The 16264-nt window shown below is 65.0% G+C and carries 11 protein-coding genes and 1 pseudogene; 10 read left to right on the top strand and 2 right to left on the bottom strand.

Annotated features, from left to right (window positions below; translation table 11 throughout):
• Window positions 1–999, bottom strand: a pseudogene (locus tag EOA79_RS19510) (mechanosensitive ion channel family protein); the annotation flags it as partial.
• Between the two features lie 205 nt (window positions 1000–1204).
• On the opposite strand from EOA79_RS19510, the gene EOA79_RS19505 reads away from it, so the two are divergent.
• From EOA79_RS19505 to EOA79_RS19485, 5 genes are all read left to right on the top strand, one after another.
• On the top strand, window positions 1205–2464 hold the full coding sequence (locus EOA79_RS19505) for a sarcosine oxidase subunit beta (protein WP_095825686.1): 1260 nt from the start codon (window positions 1205–1207) through the stop codon (window positions 2462–2464).
• A 12-nt stretch (window positions 2465–2476) separates the two neighbouring features.
• A complete protein-coding gene (locus tag EOA79_RS19500) occupies window positions 2477–2770 on the top strand; it encodes a sarcosine oxidase subunit delta (protein WP_067329272.1) in 294 nt (97 codons plus the stop codon).
• Window positions 2767–5760: a sarcosine oxidase subunit alpha gene (locus tag EOA79_RS19495; RefSeq protein ID WP_127335767.1), complete on the top strand. Its 2994-nt coding sequence runs from the start codon at window positions 2767–2769 to the stop codon at window positions 5758–5760. The genes EOA79_RS19500 and EOA79_RS19495 overlap by 4 nt, the downstream gene beginning before the upstream one ends.
• 22 nt (window positions 5761–5782) lie before the next feature.
• Window positions 5783–6370 (top strand): sarcosine oxidase subunit gamma, encoded by a 588-nt coding sequence (locus EOA79_RS19490; protein ID WP_067329620.1) that lies wholly within the window; start codon window positions 5783–5785, stop codon window positions 6368–6370.
• 197 nt (window positions 6371–6567) lie between these two features.
• A complete protein-coding gene (locus tag EOA79_RS19485; protein WP_095825688.1) occupies window positions 6568–8010 on the top strand; it encodes an MFS transporter in 1443 nt (480 codons plus the stop codon).
• A gap of 29 nt (window positions 8011–8039) precedes the next feature.
• Here EOA79_RS19485 and EOA79_RS19480 read toward each other — a convergent pair whose 3' ends face one another.
• Window positions 8040–8744 (bottom strand): nitroreductase, encoded by a 705-nt coding sequence (locus tag EOA79_RS19480; RefSeq protein WP_095801957.1) that lies wholly within the window; start codon window positions 8742–8744, stop codon window positions 8040–8042.
• A 235-nt stretch (window positions 8745–8979) separates the two neighbouring features.
• Between EOA79_RS19480 and EOA79_RS19475 the strand changes: the two genes are divergently transcribed.
• From EOA79_RS19475 to EOA79_RS19455, 5 genes are all read left to right on the top strand, one after another.
• Window positions 8980–9567, top strand: a complete 588-nt coding sequence (locus tag EOA79_RS19475) for an XRE family transcriptional regulator (RefSeq protein ID WP_206619201.1) — start codon at window positions 8980–8982, stop codon at window positions 9565–9567.
• Between the two features lie 100 nt (window positions 9568–9667).
• Complete coding sequence (locus tag EOA79_RS19470) at window positions 9668–12121, top strand: FAD-dependent oxidoreductase (RefSeq protein WP_095825689.1); 2454 nt, start codon at window positions 9668–9670, stop codon at window positions 12119–12121.
• A complete protein-coding gene (locus EOA79_RS19465; protein ID WP_095825690.1) occupies window positions 12118–13017 on the top strand; it encodes a homocysteine S-methyltransferase family protein in 900 nt (299 codons plus the stop codon). The genes EOA79_RS19470 and EOA79_RS19465 overlap by 4 nt, the downstream gene beginning before the upstream one ends.
• Window positions 13017–14198, top strand: a complete 1182-nt coding sequence (locus EOA79_RS19460; RefSeq protein WP_095825691.1) for a pyridoxal phosphate-dependent aminotransferase — start codon at window positions 13017–13019, stop codon at window positions 14196–14198. The genes EOA79_RS19465 and EOA79_RS19460 overlap by 1 nt, the downstream gene beginning before the upstream one ends.
• A partial coding sequence (locus EOA79_RS19455; RefSeq protein ID WP_164893887.1) for an FAD-dependent oxidoreductase occupies window positions 14195–16264 on the top strand: 2070 nt, incomplete at its 3' end. The genes EOA79_RS19460 and EOA79_RS19455, both read left to right, overlap by 4 nt.

Raw genomic sequence — 16264 nt, 5'->3', positions numbered from 1 at the left:
CAGCCGCACCAGCCAACGCGCCGGTCCGGTTGCGACTGGAATAAGCCGCCAGTTCGGCAGCCGCGGCTCTAGGGCGGCATTGGTCAGCCGGTTGACGCAGAACGCCACCGCGACGACCGAGAGCAGCGCGTTGAGGAATTCGCCGATGTCGCCGCGCAGGACGTTGTAATAGTTGAAGAAGAACACGGTCGAGGCGAGGAACGCGCCGAGCGCCACGGTCGGCAGCAGCGTCGACCAGAACGCCACCGAAAGCCGGCTCAGGTACGACGGCTCTTCGACCGAAGCATCGGCCTCGAAGATGCGGCCGAAGAGACGCCTGCCCCCGATCAGCAGCACGGCCGCCAGCGCCAGCGCCATCAGCGTCGCCGCAAGCATCGCCTGGAACTTGAACTTCAATGCGAAGGTGAGCCAGGACGCCACCGCCTTGTAGAGGCCGGTGAACTGGTCGTGCGCGTCGGAAAAGGCCTGCGGGCTCAGCGCATCGCTCAACTCGTAGCGTTTCGTCAGAACGCTGCGGAAAAGCTGACTGCGTAGCGTGGCGATCCTGTCGACCAGCCCGCTGATGCGGATGGACAGGTTCTGCGCGCCGGCGACCACGGCGTTGATCTCGGCCTTCTCGGCCGTAAGCGCCGCGCGCTCGTTGGCGACGATCGCCGGCTCCGGCGGCTGCCCCTGGGCCGGCGGCGGCCCCAATACCTGGATGCGCGCATTGATGTCGTTGAGGCGCGATCGGAACGCGAGCGCGCTGTTCAGCGCTGCCCGTGAAATATCCTCGAGCTGCAAGCGGATATCGACAAGGCCGGCATCGTCCTGGTCTGGGGCGCTTAACTTCTTCTCCAGTCCGTCGGTCTTGGCCGTCAGATCCTGGATGGCCTTGGTCTGGTCGGCGATGAGCTGCGTGGAGCCCTGGCCGATCGCCTGCGCCATCGCGCCGGGCGAGGGCTGCGCCGCGACGGCGACAATGGCGATCAGGATCAGGCGGAGCAGTCGGAAAATCATGACGTGACGGGCGACTCACGGCCGAAAAATCTTCGAAAATCCTGCCCTTGATAAAGACCGGCCTATCAGGCGGCAAGACGTCTCCATCCGCGGGCCTCGGCGCGGATCGAAGTCGGCCTGTCGAAAAGCGATGGCGCAATCTTGGCTTTGCGCTTCTCGCCTGCTCTATAGTCTGCCGGCTCGCACCAAAAGGACGACAGGAAGAATGGCGGAATACTCAGCCTTTTCGCTGCTCAAGAACGCGCTCAACGGCAACCAGGACTGGAAACCGGCCTGGCGCAAGCCGGACCCCAAGGCGTCCTATGATGTGATCGTCATCGGTGGCGGCGGCCATGGGCTCTCGACCGCCTATTACCTCGCCAAGGAGCACGGCATCACCAATGTCGCTGTGCTGGAAAAAGGCTGGCTGGGCTCGGGCAATGTCGGGCGCAACACCACGGCGGTGCGCTCCAACTATCTTTTGCCGCAGAACACCCGCTTCTACGAACATTCGATGAAGCTGTGGGAGAACCTGTCGCATGACCTCAACTACAACGTCATGTTCTCGCAGCGGGGCTGCCTGAACCTCGCGCACACGCCGGCTCAGGTCGACGACTACGCAAGGCGCGGCAATGCCATGCGCCATCTCGGCGTCGACGCCGAACTGATGAGCGTCAAAGAGATCAAGCGCCTTGTTCCGGCCCTGAACGTTTCGGGCTCGGCGCGATTTCCAATCCTTGGCGGGCTGATGCAGCCGCGTGCCGGAACCGCGCGCCACGACGCCGTCGCCTGGGGCTATGCGCGCGGCGCCGACCGGCGCGGCGTCGACATCATCGAGAATTGCGAGGTCACCGGCTTCCTGCGCGACGGCGACCGCATCACCGGTGTGACGACGACGCGCGGCGATATCCGCGCCAAGAAGGTGGCGCTTGCGGTGGCCGGCAGCACCGGCCAAGTCATGCAGCTTGCCGGCATTTCGCATATGCCGATCGAAAGCCACGTTCTGCAGGCCTTCGTCTCGGAATCGCTGAAGCCGATCATCGGCACCGTTCTCACCTTCGGCATGGGCCACTTCTACATCTCGCAATCCGACAAGGGCGGCCTCGTCTATGGCGGGGACCTCGACGGCTACAACAGCTATGCCCAGCGCGGCAGCCTGCCCGTCGTCGACGAGGTGATGAGCGAGATGCTGGCACTCTTCCCGGGCCTGGCGCGGGTGCGCATGCTGCGCTCCTGGGGCGGGCTTTGTGACATGACGATGGACGGTTCGCCGATCATCACCACCGGCCCGCTGCCCGGCATGTATCTCAATTGCGGCTGGTGTTATGGCGGCTTCAAGGCAACGCCAGCCTCAGGATGGTGCTTTGCCTGGACCATCGCCAAGGACGAGCCGCACGAGTTCAACGCGCCCTTCACGCTCGACCGTTTCTATCGCGGCCTCATCATCGACGACAAAGGCCAGGGCGCGACGCCGCGGCTGCATTAGGTTTCGAATCATATGCTGATCACTTGTCCCTATTGCGGCCCGCGCGATGTCATTGAGTTCACCTACCAGGGCGACGGCAACCGCGAGCGGCCGCAGCCTGCCTCGCAGGATCTCGACGCCTGGAATGCCTATGTCTACGACCGGCTGAACCCGGCCGGCGACCACAATGAGATCTGGCAGCATTCCGGCGGCTGCCGCGCGCATCTGCGGGTGGTGCGAAACACCTTAACCCATGAAATCTTGAGCACTGCCTTTGCCCGTGGCGGACACAAGTCCGCGGGCCACAAAGCGGGAGGCCACCAGTGAGCCCTCGCCGCACAGAAACCGGCGGCCGCATCGACCGGCTGCGCACCATCCGCTTCACCTTCGACGGCGCGCGCTATACCGGACACGCCCGCGACACGCTCGCTTCGGCGCTGCTCGCCAACGGCGTGACGCTGTTCGGCCGTTCGTTCAAATACCATCGCCCGCGCGGCCTGCTCGCCGCCGGCGTCGAGGAACCGAACGCTCTGGTGACGGTGCTGCGCGGCGAGGTGCGCGAGCCCAACATTCCCGCCACCATGGTCGAGATCTATGACGGGCTCGTCGCGGTCAGCCAGAACCGCTCCCCCTCGCTCGCCTGGGATATCGGCGCGCTCAACCAGCTCGGCGGCAAGCTCCTGTCGGCCGGCTTCTATTACAAGACCTTCATGGGACCGGTGATCGGCCCGTTGAAAGGCACGCGCTTCTGGATGTTCTGCGAGCATTTCATCCGCCGCGCCGCCGGCCTCGGCAGAGCCGGCACCGCGCCCGATACCTCGCGCTACGAGCGCATGAACGCCTTCTGCGACGTGCTGGTCGTCGGTTCCGGCCCGGCCGGGCTGATGGCGGCGAAGGCCGCGGCCGACCAGGGCGCCCGCGTGATCCTGGCCGAGCTCGAGGCAAAGTTCGGCGGCTCCGCCAACTGGTCGGGCGAAACCATCGACGGGGCGTCGGCAGCCGACTGGGCGGCGCGCATCGTCGGCCAGCTCGAAGGCAATGACAATGTCCGCCTTCTGCCGCGCACGACGGTGTGGGGCTATTACGACGGCAACACGCTGGCCGCGCTCGAACGGGTGACGGACCACAAGGAAGTTCCGGCCAAGGGCGAGCCGCGCCAGCGCTACTGGGCGATCCGCGCCAAAACGGTGGTTCTCGCCACCGGCTCCTTCGAGCGTCCGCTGGTATTCCCCGGCAACGATCGTCCGGGCGTCATGCTGGCGCATGCGGCCGAACGCTACGCCAATGAATATGGCGTGCTGCCCGGTGAACGCATCGCACTGTTCACCAACAATGACAGCGCCTATCGTTCCGCCGTTGCACTGAAGAAGGCCGGGGCCGCCGTCGTGGCCATCGTCGATGTCCGCAGCGACGTGTCGAACGAGATGAGCAGGCTGGCGAGCCAGGCCGAAGCAGAGCTGCTTGCCGGCCATGCCGTAGTTGCGACCGAAGGCGGCAAGGCGCTCACCGGTCTCAAGGTGCGGCGCTTCGAATTGATGAACGGCGCGCTGAGCGGCGACGAGCGCAGCATCCATGCCGACTGCCTGTTGATGTCGGGTGGCTGGTCGCCGACGATCCATCTCGCCAGCCAGGCTGGAGCCAGGGCCATATGGAACCCTGCCAGGCAGGCCTTCCTGCCGCCGCAGCCGACGCAGCGCTGGATCGGCGCCGGCGCCTTCACCGGCAGTTTCTCGACCGCGGAAGCGATTGCCGAAGGCCGCGCGGCTGGCATTCAGGCCGCCGGCGGAAGCGCATCCTCCGCTCCGCTACCCGTCGTGGAGGCCGTCCCCGGCGAACCGGATCCGGCACCGGTCTTCGAGATCAAGGCCGAGGGCAAAAGCTTCGTCGATTTCCAGCACGACGTGACCGCCGAGGATGTGCGGCTCGCGCACCGCGAGGGCTTCGTCTCGGTCGAGCATCTGAAGCGCTACACCACGCTCGGCATGGCGACCGACCAGGGCAAAAACTCCAACGTGCCGGGCCTCGCCATCATGGCCGAGGCGCTGGGCAAGCCGATCCCCGAAGTCGGTACGACGCGGTTCCGGCCGCCCTACACGGCCGTGTCGATCGGCTCGCTGGCGGCCGAGCGCTTCGGCGACCTGAAGCCCGAGCGGCTGACGCCGATGCACGACTGGCACATCGACAACGGCGCGACCATGTATGCGGCCGGTCTCTGGTACCGCCCGATGATCTACGGTCTCGCCGGCGAGACGGTCGAGCAGGCCTATGTCCGCGAGGCCGCGGCAACGCGTGAGAGCGCCGGCATCGTCGATGTCTCGACGCTTGGGAAGATCGCCGTTCAGGGCCCGGATGCGGCGGAATTCCTCGACCGCGTTTACACGAACATGTTTTCCACCCTCGCGGTCGGCAAGGCCCGCTACGGTCTGATGCTGCGCGAGGATGGGCTTGCCTTCGACGACGGCACCACATGGCGGCTTGGCGAACAGGATTTCCTGATGACCACCACCACCGCCAATGCCGGCAAGGTGATGCAGCATCTGGAGTATTTCCTCGACGTGATCTGGCCGGAACTGAAGGTCACCGTCACCTCCGTCACCGACGAGTGGGCGGGGGCCGCGATCGGCGGACCGAAAGCCAGGGCGATCCTCGCTGCCTGCGTGAAGGGCACGGCCGTCGACAACGCCTCGCTTCCCTTCATGGGCATTGTGCACGGTGAGATCGCCGGCGTGCCGGTGATGATCTGCCGCCTCTCCTTCTCCGGCGAGATGGCTTTCGAGGTCTATTCCGGCGCCGGCTATGGAACGCGCGTTTGGGAGGCTCTCATCGAGGCCGGCAAGCCTTTCGGCCTGGTCGCCTACGGGCTCGAGGCGCTTGGCACCATGCGCATCGAGAAGGGCCACGTCACCGGCGCGGAGATCGACGGCCGCACCACGGCGCGCGACCTGCATCTCGACTGGATGCTGTCGAAGAAGAAGCCCTTCATCGGTTCCGCCATGATGGATCGCGAAGGCCTGATCGCCCCGGACCGGCTGGAACTGGTCGGCTTGATCGCTCTCGACAACCGCGCGCTGAACGGTGGCGGACATATCGTCGAGGAACTCGACGAAGCGAACCCGCACGATTCGATCGGCCATATCACCGCCTGCTGCTATTCGCCGGCGCTCGGCAAATACATAGCGCTTGCGCTGGTCAAAGGCGGCAAGGCGCGCCACGGCACGCGCGCCTTCGTCTCCGATCCGCTGCGCAACCGGTTCGGGCCGGTCGAGATCGTCTCCAACCATTTCTACGATCCGGACGGGAGCCGCATGCATGGTTGAGCGACAACTTCCCGAGCGGCAATTGCCTGAGCGCCTGTCGCCGCTTGAACCGGTCTATCATCCAGGCTCGCACGGCAATTTCGAGCATGGCGTTGACGTCATCCTGTCCGAAACGCGGCCGGGCTCGATCCTGCAGCTCGCAGCATGGCCGGGCGAGGAGAAGCGGCTGATGTCCGGCATATACAAGGTGACAGGCCTTGCCCTGCCGGATGGAGCCGGCGGCGGCGTCGTCAACGGCGCGAAAGCCGCGTTCGGATTCGCGCCGGGCAAATTCACCGTGGTTGACGAGGCCGAGGGCTTGGCTTCCGCGTTCACCGGCCTGATCACGCCGTCCATCGGCACGATTACCGATCTCTCGCATGGCCGCACCGCGATTCGCATCGCCGGGCCGAAAGCGGAGTGGGTGATGGCGAAATTCTTCGCTATCGACTTCGCCTTGCCGGCCTTCCCGCTCGGCGCCGGCCGCTCGACCAACCACCACGATGTCTTTGCACAGATCCAGCGCACCGGTGGCGACCAATTCGACATCTATGTGTTCCGCTCCTTCGCGCGCTCCTTTTGGAAGGCCTTGTGCCACGCGAGCGAGGAAGTCGGCTACGAGGTGCACTAAGCGCAATTCCAGGAAACTGCGCGGCGGTTTTCCGTGCCGAATTTGCCTCTAAGCAGGCAGCACTCGGGGATTGGTTCAGCCGGCGCGTGGCACTATCGACGGCCACAACTGCCGCTTGAGCCTTGGGCCAGCGAAGACGATAGATAAGGAACGCGGCTCTCGGAGCCCTCAGGCAACCGGTTCGACAACATCCTTCCATGACCGCAGAGACTACGGCGACAGCCACGACCCGCTTTGCTCCGGCGGGTGACCCGTCGCTGCTGTTGCCGGCGACCGTCGCCTTCGGCGTGTTCATGACCAGCCTCGACCAGAATGTCATTGTGACCGCGCTGCCCGGCATCGGCGAAAGCCTGGGCCGCCCGCCGAGCCAGCTCGGGCTTTTGATCACCGTCTATGTCGCGAGCCTCATCGTCACGATGCCGCTCGGCGGCTGGCTGGCCGACCGCTTCGGCCTGCGCAACGTCTATTGCTTTGCGCTGCTGGTCTTCGCCAGCGCCTCGGCCCTGTGCGGCCTGTCGGAAAACATCTGGATGCTGGTCGGCTCGCGCGCGCTGCAGGGCTTCGGCGGTGCGCTGATGGGCACCCTCGGTCAGGTCGTAATCCTGTCGAGCTTTCCGCGCGACCGCACGCTCAGGATCAACATGTATATTTCGCTCGCCGGCCAGTCCGGCCCGCTGGTCGGGCCCCTCGTCGGTGGCGCGCTGACCACTTACGTCTCGTGGCGCTGGATCTTCTACATCAACATTCCGATCGCGCTGACGGCCGCGTTGCTCGCGGCCTCGCTGTTCCCCACGACCACCAAGCCGGTCCGCACGCCCTTCGATTTTCCCGGCTTCCTGCTAGTCGGCGGCGGCATGGCGCTGCTCGTCTTCGGTATGGATTCGCTTGCCGCGAAGGACGCCGCCGCCAGCATCATCGGCGTCGAGCTCGGCCTGGCAATCGCCATCCTCACTGTCGCCGCCTTCTATTGTCTGGGGGCCCGCAATCCGTTGCTCGACCTCAATCTGCTGCGCATCCGCACCTTCCGCATCAGCTTTCTGACCGGCGGCGGGCTCGACACGATAGGGCTAAGCTCCGTTGTCTTCCTGCTGCCGCTGATGTTCCAGCTCGGCTTCGGCATGAGCGCGGTGCAGGCCGGATCGCTGACCTTCGTCGCGGCGATCGGCTCGCTGCTGATGCGCTTCTTCATGCCGCGCATCTTGAACCGCTTCGGCTTCAAGCGGGTTCTGATCGTCAACACGCCGATCGCCGCCCTGCTGGTCGCCGGTTTTGCCTTGATGCAGGAAAGCACGCCTACCTGGATCGTGCTTGCCTACATCTTCGCCTTCGGCCTTTTCCGTTCGGTGCAGTGGGCCTCGACCGGCAACCTCGCCTACTCGGACATCGCGCCCGAGCAGCTCTCGCGCTTCAGCGCCCTGTACTACATCCTTTGGCAGCTGGCGGTGGCAATCAGCGTCGGTCTGGCCGCTGCCATGCTCTCGCTGCTCGCCGGCGGCGGCCAGGCGAGCGTCAACGACTACCGGCTCCTGTTCGTTGTCGAAGGCTTGATCACGCTTTGCGCGCTGCTCGCCTATTTCAGGCTCACCCCGCAGGACGGTGCCCATGTCAGCGGCCATGGCGGGCATATCGGCACGGATTAGCACATCGGGCTGCGATCCGCGCCGGAGAGCTATGTCGCGAACGTCACCCAGTCTTCGAGCGGCGCGCGGTCGGTGCGGAATTCGTTCTCGGGCTTGGACGTGTCCTCATAACCAAGCGCCATGCCGCAGACCACGATCTCCTCGTCTGGTATGTCGAGCACCGGGCGGATCTGCCGGTGATAGGGCGCGAAAGCCGCCTGCGGACAGGTATGCAGGCCCCTGCCCCGTGCCGCGACCATGATGTTCTGCAGAAACATGCCGTAGTCGATCCACGAGCCCTTGTTCAGCCGCCGGTCGACCGTGAAGATCAGGCCGACCGGCGCGTCGAAGAAGACGAAGTTGCGGTCGTGCTGCGCCCGCATCCTGTCGACTTCGCGCCGGCCGATGCCGATCGCGCCGTAGAGACCGAAACCGTTGGCGCGACGCCGGCTGAGATAGGGCTCGAAGAACTGGTCGGGATAGTAACGGTACTCGTCCCATTCGGCCTTTTCGGCGCGGATGCCCGAATTGAGGATGGCGTCGCTGATGCGCCGCTTCACCTCGCCCTTGGTCACATAGACACGCCAGGGCTGCATGTTGGTGCCCGAGGGTGCCCTTGCCGCGACCGTCAGGATGGCGCGGATTGTGCTGTCGTCGACCATGTCGGGCAAAAACGCGCGCACCGACCGGCGCGACATGATCGCCTCATCGACGATCGCTGCGTCGAGCGTGCTCCGGTCATTCTTTTCCAGCATGGGCCGTCCCTTCACGCATGGCTGGACCCGGCAACCCGATTCCCGCAACGACCATAGGCAGACACAAATAACTAACTGGTCCTCGACCGGACGCCCCACTCGCGATTCGATGGCGAGGCTTTGCATCAACCGCCAAAATGGCGCAAGCAAATCTTGCGTTGCATGAAAATTCACTTGATTTTTTCATGCACTTGCTTTCTCATGAAATTTGAGCAGATTTTTTCACGAGGAGCGGGTGACCTCGACCGCCATCAGATCGGAGCAGGACAATGGCGAGCGGCTGCTGGCCGGCGACATTCGTGCGCTGCGCAAGGCCCGCGGGTTGACGCTTGCCGAGATTGCCATGAAGCTCGACCGCTCAGTAGGCTGGGTCAGCCAGGTCGAGCGCGGCTTGTCGATCCCTTCGCTTGGTGACCTGCGGGCCTTCGCCGAACTCTTCGGCGTGCCGCTCAGCCTGTTCTTCAGCCATGACGTGCCTGCCGAAGAGGAGCGCGGCGTGGTTGTGCGCGCCGGCAGCCGCCGCTCGCTTGGGACAAGCGAATCGGGCCTCGTGGAGGAGCTTCTGTCGCCCGATCTTGGCGGTAGCTTCGAGATGCTGCGCTCGGTCTTCGCGCCGGGCGCGGAATTGAAGACCGAAGCGCGCCGCCCGACCGAGGAAGCGGGCTACGTCGCGTCGGGCACTTTCGAGCTCGAGATCGGCGGCGTCTGGCATCGGCTCAGCGAAGGCGACTCGTTCCGCTTCGAAGGCAAGCCGTTCCGCTGGCGCAATCCTGGCGCCGAGCCGGCGGTCGTCATCTGGGTGGTTTCGCCACCGGTGTACTGAACCAATGCATGCCGCCCAAAACTGTGCCGCGGTTTTTGGGCCTGCGTGAAACAAAGAATCAAAAGCGCGTCCTGACGCGCTTTGGACGTTGGAGGAGAACATGGCCGGTTTGCCGACCACGGCACGCGTGGTGATCATCGGAGGCGGTGTCGTTGGCGCCTCCTCACTTTACCACCTTTGCAAGGCGGGCTGGACCGACTGCGTGCTCTTGGAAAAGAACGAGCTGACCTCCGGCTCGACTTGGCACGCGGCCGGCAACGTGCCGACCTTCTCGTCGTCCTGGTCGCTGATGAACATGCAGCGCTATTCTACCGAGCTCTACCGGGGCCTCGCCGACGCGGTCGACTATCCGATGAACTACCATGTCACCGGCTCGTTGCGGCTCGCCCACACCAAGGAGCGCATGCAGGAGTTCCAGCGCGCCAAAGGCATGGGCCGCTATCAAGGCATGGACATCGACCTCGTCGGCCTCGACGAGATCAAGCGCCGTTACCCCTTCATCGAGACGCATGAGCTGAAAGGCGCGCTCTACGACCCGAGCGACGGCGACATCGATCCCGCGCAATTGACGCAGGCGCTTGCCAAGGGTGCGCGCGACATGGGCGCGAAAATCATCCGCTTCTGCCCGGTCACCGGCGTTCGCCGCGAAAACGGCGAATGGGTGGTGGCGACGCCGCAGGGCGAGATCCGCTGCGAGATCGTGATCAATGCCGCCGGCTATCGCGCCGCCGAAGTTGGAAAAATGTTCGGCCGCGAAGTGCCGATGATGGTGATGAGCCATCAATATATCCTGTTCGAGGAAATCCCCGAGCTGGCCGCATGGACCAAGGAACAGGGCAAGAAACTGCCGTTGCTGCGCGACGTCGACACCTCCTACTACCTGCGCCAGGAAAAGACCGGCATGAATCTCGGTCCCTATGAGCGCAATTGCCGCGCGCATTGGGTCGGCCACAACGATCCGATGCCGGAGGATTTTTCATTCCAGCTTTTCCCGGACGATCTCGACCGTCTCGAGCATTACCTTGCCGACGCCGTAGCCCGTGTGCCGATCCTCGGCACCGCAGGCCTTTCCAAGGTGATCAACGGGCCGATACCTTACGCGCCGGATGGCAATCCGCTGATCGGTCCGATGCCCGGCGTGCCGAATGCTTTCGAGGCCTGCGTCTTCACCTTCGGCATTGCGCAAGGTGGCGGCGCCGGCAAGGTGCTGGCCGAATGGGTGACCGAGGGCCAGACCGAATGGGACATGTGGTCCTGCGATCCGCGCCGCTTCACCGCCTTTGCTTCGGCACCCGACTATTGCGTTGCCAAGGGCATGGAGATCTACGGCAACGAATACGCCATCCAGTTCCCGCGCCACGCCTGGCCGGCCGGCCGCGACCGCAAGCACTCGCCGCTGCATGAGCGCGTCAAAGCGCGGGGTGGCCAGTTCGACGCTTATAACGGCTGGGAGCGCGCCACCTGGTACGCGCAACCGGGCGACGACATTTCGGAAGAATCAACGCTGACTTTCCGCCGTGACGGGCCATGGCAGCAGCGCGTTCGCGAGGAATGCCTGGCTGTGCGCGACGCAGCCGGCATCCTCGACTTGCCCGGCTTCTCGCGCTTCAATCTCGAAGGTGAAGGCGCCGCCGAGTGGCTGGCCCTGCAGGTCACCGGCCTCGTGCCGAAGCCCGGCCGCATCGGCCTGGTTTATTTCGCGGACGATAAGGGCCGCATCGTTACCGAAATGTCGGTCGTGCGCCATGGCGAGGACCAGATGACGCTAATCACCGCGGCCGTCGCGCAGTGGCACGACTTCGAATGGTTGAAGTCGCGCATGCCGGCCGATGCGGCCTTCAGGCTGACCGATCGCACGGAGGAATACTCAACCCAGATTCTCGCCGGCCCGAACTCGCGCGCTATTCTTGCTGACGTCTGCGACGCCGATCTTTCCCTGCCTTGGCTGACGCATCAGGAGACGACCATCGCCGGCCGCTGGGCGAAGCTGGTGCGCGTCTCCTTCGCCGGCGAGCTCGGTTGGGAGATCCACACCAAGGTCGCGGACACGGCTACCGTCTTCGACGCGGTCTGGGCCGCCGGCCAGAGGCATGGCCTAAAGCCCTTCGGCATGTACGCGCTGGATTCGCTTCGGCTGGAAAAAGGCTACCGCGCCTGGAAAGGCGACCTCTCGACCGACTATTCGATCCTGCAGGGCGGGCTCGAACGCTTCGTCAAATGGGACAAGCCCGACTTCCGCGGCAAGGCGGCGCTGCTCAACGAAAGGCAGCAGGGCGTGAAGAAGCGCTTCGTCACGCTGGTCGTGGAAAGCCCCGGCGATTGCGACGCGCCCTATATGTCGACGCTCTGGCATGACGGCAAGATTGTCGGCGAGACGACGTCGGGCGGCTGGGGCCATCGCGTCGATAAGTCGATCGCGCTCGGCATGCTGCGTTCCGACCTGACCGAGCCCGGCACGGCGGTCGAGGTCGAAATCTTCGGCGACCGTTTCAAGGCGGTGGTGCAGAAGGACGAGCCGTTGTGGGATCCGAAGAACGAAAGGTTGAGAGCATGACATCCGTCATTCTTACCGATGGCGGCATGGGCCAGGAGCTGGTCCGTCGCAGTCAGTCCGAACCGACGCCTTTGTGGTCGGCCAGAGTGCTGATCGACGAACCGGAACTGGTGCGCGACCTGCATGCGGAATTCATCCGTGCCGGCGCCCGCGTCATTACCATCAACACCTATTCGGCCACGCCCGAGCGCCTGGCGCGCGAGGGCGCGGAAGAGCTGTTTAAGCCTCTGCAGAAGCGCGGCATCGAGCTCGCCCGGCAGGCGTGCGACGAAGCGGGTGAAGCCGCCATCGCCGGCTGCCTCTCGCCTCTCTTCGGCAGCTACGCGCCGGCGCTGACCATCTCCTTCGAGGAGACGCTCGGCATCTACCGCCGCATCGTCGCCGAGCAGGCAGAAGGCGTCGATCTGTTCCTGTGCGAGACCATGGCTTCCGCCGACGAGGCCCGCGCGGCGGTCACCGCGGCATGCGAGAGCGGCAAGCCGGTCTGGGTATCCTGGACTATCGCCGACCACGGCACGCCCCGCCTGCGCAGCGGCGAGAGCATTGCCGCCGCGGCTAGCGCCCTCGGCGATCTCCCGGTGGCGGCACGGCTGCTCAACTGCTGCCGGCCCGAAGCCATTGCCGCCGCATTGCCGGAACTGCTGGCCCTCGGCGGTCCGGTTGGCGCCTATGCCAATGGCTTCACCTCGGTCGAGGCGCTCAAGCACGGCGGCACGGTCGACGTGCTGCACGCGCGCCATGATCTCGATCCGAACGCCTATGCCGACCAGGCGATGGGCTGGGTCGAGACTGGCGCCAGCATTGTAGGCGGCTGTTGCGAAGTCGGGCCGGCGCATATCGCTGCGCTACGCGACCGGCTCATTCAGGCCGGCCATCACATCTCGGGAGCAGCCTGATGCCAAAACCATCGAAGCGCATTACCGGCATCGTGCCATCGGGCAAGGATGGCTGGGAAGTCCACTTCGCCGCCTGGACCCGCAGGGCAGCCGGCGAGGACATCATCGTGCTCTCGGTCGGCGACCATGATTTCGACACGCCGTCGCAAACGATCGAGGCCTGCGTGAACGCCGTCCGCGGCAGCAACCACCACTACACGCCGCTTCCCGGCCTGCCGCGCCTGCGCAAGGCGATGGCGGCGGCCTCCTCCGCCTGCACCGGCGTCCTGACGGAGCCCGACGAGATCATCGCCACGGCCGGAGGTCAGGGCGCGCTCTACGCCGCCGTGCAGGGCGTGCTCGACCCCGGCGATCACGCGATCGTCGTCGCGCCTTACTATGCCACCTACCCCAACACCTTCAGCGCCGCCGGCGCCAGCTTCACCGTGGTCGAGACGCCGGCCGAGGACGGCTTCCAGCCGCGCGCCGACAGGATCCGCGCGGCGCTCAGGCCCAACACGCGCGCCATCCTGATCAACACCCCGAACAACCCGACAGGCGCAGTCTATTCGCGCGAACGGCTCGAGCAATTGGCCGAAATCTGCAAGGAGCACGATCTCTGGCTGCTGTCCGACGAGGTCTACTGGACGCTTGGCGGCGGCGAGCACATCTCGCCGCGCTCGCTGCCCGGCATGTCCGAGCGCACGCTGGTCATCAATTCCATGTCGAAAAGCCACGGCATGACCGGCTGGCGCATGGGCTGGCTCACCGGCCCGAAGGCGATGATCGCGCTGATGACCGATCTCAACCTGGTGACCACCTACGGCCTGCCGGCCTTCATCTCGATCGCTTGCGCCGAGGCGCTTGAAAACCACTACGGCGTGGACGAGATAGCCGAGCGTTACGCCGGGCGCCGCGCCGTCTTCCTCGACGCCATTCGCGGCGCAAATGAAGTCACCGTGCGCGGCTCCGAAGGCGGCATGTATGTCATGCTCGACATATCGGCCATCGAGCCCGACGACGAGAAATTCGCCTGGGCGCTGCTCGACAAGGAGAAGATCGGCGTCATGCCCGGCTCGAGCTTCGGCGAGGCCGCCGCCGGTCACATCCGCATCAGCCTCTGCCAGCCTGAACCTGTCCTTCAGGAAGCAGCGCTTCGCGTGCGCCGCTTCGCTTCCGACTACCGCCGCGAGGCCGCATGACCAGAACCATTCCAACCAAAGCTCGCGCGGTCATTATCGGCGGCGGCGTCTCCGGCTGCTCGGTCGCCTATCATCTGGCCAAGCTCGGCTGGACCGACATAGTGCTGCTTGAGCGCAAGCAGCTCACCTGCGGCACGACCTGGCACGCCGCCGGCCTGATCGGCCAGTTGCGCGGCTCGCAGAACATGACCCGGCTGGCGAAATACTCGGCCGACCTCTACGTCAAGCTCGAGGCGGAGACCGACGTCGGCACCGGCATGCGCCAGGTCGGCTCGATCACCGTGGCGCTGACCGAGGAACGCAAGCATGAAATTTATAGGCAGGCCTCGCTAGCCCGCGCCTTCGATGTCGACGTGCGCGAGATTTCGCCAACCGAAGTCAAGGAGATGTACCCGCATCTCAACGTCTCCGATGTGGTCGGCGCGGTGCATTTGCCTCTCGACGGCCAGTGCGACCCCGCCAATATCGCCATGGCGCTGGCCAAGGGCGCGCGGCAACGCGGAGCGACGGTTATCGAAAACGTGAAGGTCATCAAGGTCCACACCAGGAACGGCCGCGTCTCCGGTGTCTCCTGGGCTCAGGGCGAGGACCAGGGCACGATCGAGACCGACATCGTCGTCAACTGCGCCGGTATGTGGGCGCGCGAGCTCGGCCGGCAGAACGGCGTCACCATCCCGCTGCACGCCTGCGAGCATTTCTACCTCGTCACCGAGCCCATCCCCGGCCTCACCCGCCTGCCGGTGCTGCGCGTGCCGGACGAGTGCGCCTACTACAAGGAAGACGCCGGCAAGATGATGCTCGGCGCCTTCGAGCCGGTGGCGAAACCCTGGGGCATGGACGGCATCCGCGAGGATTTCTGCTTCGACCAGTTGCCCGAGGACATGGACCATTTCGAGCCGATCCTCGAAATGGGCGTCAACCGTATGCCGATGCTGGGCACGGCCGGCATCCACACCTTCTTCAACGGCCCCGAGAGTTTTACTCCCGACGACCGCTACTATCTCGGCGAGGCGCCGGAACTCTCCGGCTACTGGATGGCGACCGGCTACAATTCGATCGGCATCGTTTCCTCCGGCGGCGCCGGCATGGCCCTGGCGCAGTGGATCAATGACGGCGAGGCGCCTTTCGACCTCTGGGAGGTCGACATCCGCCGCGCCCAGCCCTTCCAGAAGAACCGTCGCTACCTCAAGGAACGCGTCTCCGAAACGCTCGGCCTGCTCTACGCCGATCATTTCCCCTATCGCCAGATGGCTACCTCGCGCGGCGTGCGCCGCTCGCCTCTGCACGAGCATCTGAAGGCTCGTGGCGCCGTCTTCGGCGAGGTGGCCGGCTGGGAGCGCGCCAACTGGTTTGCCCGCGAAGGACAGGAGCGCGAATACCGCTATTCCTGGAAGCGGCAGAACTGGTTCGACAACCAGCGCGAGGAACACCTCGCCTTGCGCAACGGCGTCGGCCTGTTCGACATGACCTCGTTCGGCAAGATCCGCGTTGAAGGCCGCGACGCTTGTGCCTTCCTGCAGCGGCTCTGCGCCAACGACATGGACGTGGAACCGGGCAAGATCGTCTACACGCAGATGCTCAACGCCAAAGGCGGCATCGAGAGCGACCTCACCGTGACGCGGCTGTCCGAGACCGCCTATTTCCTCGTCGTGCCGGGCGCCACCTTGCAGCGTGACCTCGCCTGGCTGAGGCGGCACGTCGCCGACGAATTCGTCGTCATTACCGACGTAACCGCTGCCGAAGCCGTCATCTGCCTGATGGGCCCCGATTCGCGAAAGCTGATCCAGAAGGTGAGCCCCAACGATTTTTCCAACCAGGCCAATCCGTTCGGCACCTTCCAGGAGATCGAGATCGGCATGGGGTTGGCCCGTGCCCATCGCGTTACCTATGTCGGCGAGCTCGGCTGGGAACTCTATGTCTCGACCGATCAGGCCGCCCATGTCTTCGAGGCGATCATTGAAGCCGGCGCCGATGTCGGGCTGAAGCTCTGCGGCCTGCATACTCTGGATTCCTGCCGCATCGAAAAGGCCTTCCGCCATTTCGGCCACGACATCACCGACGAGGAC

It is taken from the genome of Mesorhizobium sp. M1A.F.Ca.IN.020.03.2.1, from assembly GCF_004023205.1.
Lineage (GTDB): Bacteria > Pseudomonadota > Alphaproteobacteria > Rhizobiales > Rhizobiaceae > Mesorhizobium.
Note: the sequence above shows the minus strand (reverse complement) of the source record. Positions and strands in the feature narration are given on the sequence as shown.

What these genes read in the sequence shown, in the direction of transcription:
- EOA79_RS19460 (WP_095825691.1), top strand. Translation starts at nt 13,017, where the DNA reads ATGCCAAAACCATCGAAGCGCATTACCGGCATCGTGCCATCGGGCAAG.
- EOA79_RS19500 (WP_067329272.1), top strand. Translation starts at nt 2,477, where the DNA reads ATGCTGATCACTTGTCCCTATTGCGGCCCGCGCGATGTCATTGAGTTC.
- EOA79_RS19505 (WP_095825686.1), top strand. Translation starts at nt 1,205, where the DNA reads ATGGCGGAATACTCAGCCTTTTCGCTGCTCAAGAACGCGCTCAACGGC.
- EOA79_RS19480 (WP_095801957.1), bottom strand. Translation starts at nt 8,744, where the DNA reads ATGCTGGAAAAGAATGACCGGAGCACGCTCGACGCAGCGATCGTCGAT.
- EOA79_RS19465 (WP_095825690.1), top strand. Translation starts at nt 12,118, where the DNA reads ATGACATCCGTCATTCTTACCGATGGCGGCATGGGCCAGGAGCTGGTC.
- EOA79_RS19470 (WP_095825689.1), top strand. Translation starts at nt 9,668, where the DNA reads ATGGCCGGTTTGCCGACCACGGCACGCGTGGTGATCATCGGAGGCGGT.
- EOA79_RS19485 (WP_095825688.1), top strand. Translation starts at nt 6,568, where the DNA reads ATGACCGCAGAGACTACGGCGACAGCCACGACCCGCTTTGCTCCGGCG.